Origin of the sequence: Streptomyces lonarensis, from assembly GCF_012033735.1 — a bacterium.
GTDB classification, from domain to species: Bacteria; Actinomycetota; Actinomycetes; order Streptomycetales; family Streptomycetaceae; genus Streptomyces; species Streptomyces lonarensis.
Map to the genome: position 1 here is coordinate 1 of NZ_JAAVJD010000372.1, position 3,378 is coordinate 3,378.

3 protein-coding genes are annotated in these 3,378 nt (G+C 74.7%); all 3 read right to left on the reverse strand.

Annotation, left to right across the window (positions count from 1 at the left end; translation table 11 throughout):
• Positions 1-53: 53 nt before the first annotated feature.
• Complete coding sequence (locus HCN56_RS24585; protein WP_167974709.1) at positions 54-1,145, reverse strand: YihY/virulence factor BrkB family protein; 1,092 nt, start codon at positions 1,143-1,145, stop codon at positions 54-56.
• Between the two features lie 204 nt (positions 1,146-1,349).
• A complete protein-coding gene (locus HCN56_RS24590; protein WP_167974711.1) occupies positions 1,350-2,060 on the reverse strand; it encodes a hypothetical protein in 711 nt (236 codons plus the stop codon).
• Between the two features lie 377 nt (positions 2,061-2,437).
• Entirely contained in the window at positions 2,438-2,968 is a 531-nt protein-coding gene (locus tag HCN56_RS24595) for an Asp23/Gls24 family envelope stress response protein (protein ID WP_167974713.1), read from the reverse strand.
• Between the last annotated feature and the right edge of the window lie 410 nt (positions 2,969-3,378).

Sequence of the window (3,378 nt, forward strand, 5' to 3'; positions counted from 1 at the left end):
CCCGCCCGCATGTGGAACGACGACATCACGGACTGGGCGGCGGCCCTCACCTACTACGCCATCCTCGCGGTCTTCCCGCCGCCGCTGGTCGCCGAGGCGTTCCGGGCCTTGCCGAACGGGACCCGGCCGGGCGCCGTCGCCGCCTTGGTGTCCGCGGCACCCGGACCGCCGAGCCCGTCGTCGCGCGGATGCCGTATCCGGTCCAGCTCGGCGTTGAACTGCGCACCGGTGAGCAGCGCCAGGTTGGACAGCCACAGCCAGATCAGGAAGACGATGATGCCGGCCAGCGAGCCGTAGATCCGGGTGAAGGTGCCCATCAGCGAGGCGTAGACGGCGAAGCCGACCGAGAGCGCCAGCCAGAGCACCACGGCCAGCGCACCGCCCGGGCCGTTGCGCCGCAGCCCCCGGGTGGCGGGCGGGCCGGTCCGGAAGAGCACCAGCACCAGCACCGTCGCCAGGCAGAGCAGCAGCGGCCACTTCATGACGTTCCACGCGGCGATCGCCGCGGTGTCCATGCCCAGCAGCCTGCCGAGGCCGCGGGAGAGCTCACCGCTCACCAGCACCACGACCACGCAGGTGAACAGCAGCGCGAGCAGCGTGACGGCGCCGGCGAGGATGCGGGGGGCCGTCACCCACGGCGGGCGGACGTCCTTGGTGCCGTGCATGGTGTGGAGCGCGCGGCGGAAGACCGCCAGGTAGCTGGAGGCGAACCACAGCGAGCCGACGGTGCCCATGATCGCCAGCAGCCAGGCGGCGGAGTGCCGGTCGGTCATGTCCCGCAGCGCCTGCTCCAGGATGCCGTGCGCGGCGTTGGGGACCACCGAGTTCAGCTGGTGGATCAGGGTCGGGGGGAACTCCGTGCCGGTGATCGACATGACGGAGACGGCGACCAGCAGCGGTGGGAAGACCGCGAGGATGGCGTAGTAGGTGAGGGCCGCCGCCCAGTCCGTGATGTCGTCGTTCCACATGCGGGCGGGGGTCCGGGCGAGGGCGAGCGGGTAGGCGCGCCGGTACCACGGCGGCCTGGCCGATCCCTTGCCCGCGTCCTCGGGGGCCGGGGCGCCGGGCGCGGGCCCGGGCTCTGACGCGGAGGGGTCGGTGGCGGTGGTGGGGGTCTCCGCTTCGCGCGGTTCTTCAGCGCTCATGGTGCTCTCCGCCCGTCGGCCGGGCCGATGTCGTGCCTGATCCCCGGGAGCGGTGACCTGCCGGGCCGGCGGCGCGCCCGGGGACGGCGCGCCGCGCGGATGACTCCGGCCGGTGGGGTCGGGCCGTACGGCGGGGACATCCGTACGGACCGGTGTGCGGGGGCGCGAAGGCCCGCGCGGTGCGGTGCCGCCGGGAGGTCCCGGTCACACCCGTGCCGCGCTGTCGTGCAGTGCCGGGTCGGATCGCCGCCCGGCACGGCCGGTTGTCACGGGGACGTCTCCTGGCAGGGGGCGGGGCTCCGCACCGCCTGTCACCGGGGTCCCGGTGCTCACCACGTTGTTCGTCGTCATCCGTCGTTCCGTCTGTGGACCGGCGGGCCGTTGCGGGCCCGCCGTTTCGTTGTCGTACCGGGTCGAGTATCCGCCTCCGAGGCCGTTCGTGGTCGGTTCGGGGAGCTTGAGTTGTGCCCGGACCGGCGAGGAGGTACTCGTTCCTGGGCTTTTGTCGGTTCTTTCGTCCGCGCTTTCGACGGACTTCCGGCCGGTGTCACCGGGCCGGGAGTCCTCGCGGGCCCGCCGCGGCGCCGTGGGTCCGGTCGCATCGCCGGAGTGGCCGACCGGGGCCGGCGGTCGCGGTCCGCGGTGCGGAGCGGCCGCGACGGTCAGCAGCGCGGCGGCCATCAGCCCCACCGTCAGGCCGACCGCGGCGACCAGCGCGATCGCCGTCCCCACCACCGAGGTGAGGTCGAGTCCGGTCGCGGCGGGGCCGTCCCCGAGCAGGACGCCCGCTGTCGGGTCGCCCGCAGTGACGGTGGGCGGGTCGGCGGCCGCACCGACTGCCGGGTCGGCCGCGGTGCCGGGGTACGGCGGGGTGATCGGGTGGTGGTCCGCTGCGGTGGTGCCGTGGTTCTCCATCTGATCCGTCCCTCCCGGGCGCGGTGACCTCCTGGTAGATGTGCGTGATGCTTGCGGGTTGCTCGCTGCGGTGCCCGGCCGGCGCTGTCCGTCCGCCGGAGGGGCGGCACAGCACCGCGCGGGCCCGTGTGGCGGCGCCGTGCGGCCGGGTCGGGTGGTGGGCGGCAGGGCCCCGCGCCGTCACGGAGCGCGTGACAGGTGGGCGCGTGGGTGTCACAACCCCGCGCCCACCCGTTCCCGCGCTCCGCCCGGCGCACCCCCGTTCCACGCCCGGGTCGACCCGGGCGATCCGGCGGCCGGACGGCCGGGGCGGCCGCGGTCGCCGAAGCTCCCGCGGCCGGTCCCTGCGCGTGGTGCGCTGTCTCCCTCTCGGGACGTCACTGCACCCGCGCGGTCTCGGGCTCTTCCTCTTCGTCGTCCTCGGGCAGGTGGATGTCGTGGACGGTGATGTTCACCTCGACGACCTCCAGCCCGGTCATCCGCTCCAGCGCGCTGATGACGTTCTCCCGGATGTCCTCCGAGACCTCGTGGATCGGCACGCCGTACTCGATGACCACGTCGAGGTCGATGGCGGTCTGCTTCTGCCCGACCTCGGCCTTGACGCCTCTGCTGACGCTGCTGGTGCTGCGCCCGCCGGGCACGCGGTCGCGCACGGCGCCCAGGGTGCGGGCGAAGTTCGCGCCCAGCGCGTGGACGCCCTGCACCTCGCGGGTCGCCATGCCCGCGATCTTCTCGACCACGCCGTCCGCGATCGAGGTCTTGCCGCGCTCGGCCGCCGGCTGGTCGACGCCGGCGGTGCCGTTGCTGACGGTGGTGGTCGCACCGGCACCGGACTTCGCGGCGCGATCCCCCGCGGAGGGGGACGTGGTCGTGTCGGCCGCGGTGCCGGGGGACGTGGTGGTAGCCATGACTCCTCGCTCTCGCTCAAGGATGCTCGCCCCTCGGGGCCTGTCGAGGGTTGGACACGGCGGGCGGCGGAAACGTCACGCACCTTCCTGAAAAAAGTTCCGGGCGACGCGACGGGGCCGATCACCGGAAGACCGTGACGTGAGCCGTTTCGGCGTGTCCAATGGGGGCGCGGGTGAGAACGCCGGGCTCGCCCGGCCGCTCACGGGCGTCGGCCCGGGGGCGGCGGAGTCGGAGAGGAGCGGGAGTGTCCGAGGAGGTCAGGGCGTCGACCGTGCCGTCCGCGACGGCCGGGACCGAACCGCCCGCATCGGCGTCGCAGCCGTCGGGACGGGAACACGCCGCGGGCGGCCCGCCGCACCCGCCGCCGCTCGCGGCCCCCACGCAGCCGCCCCCCGCGCCGCCCGCGGGC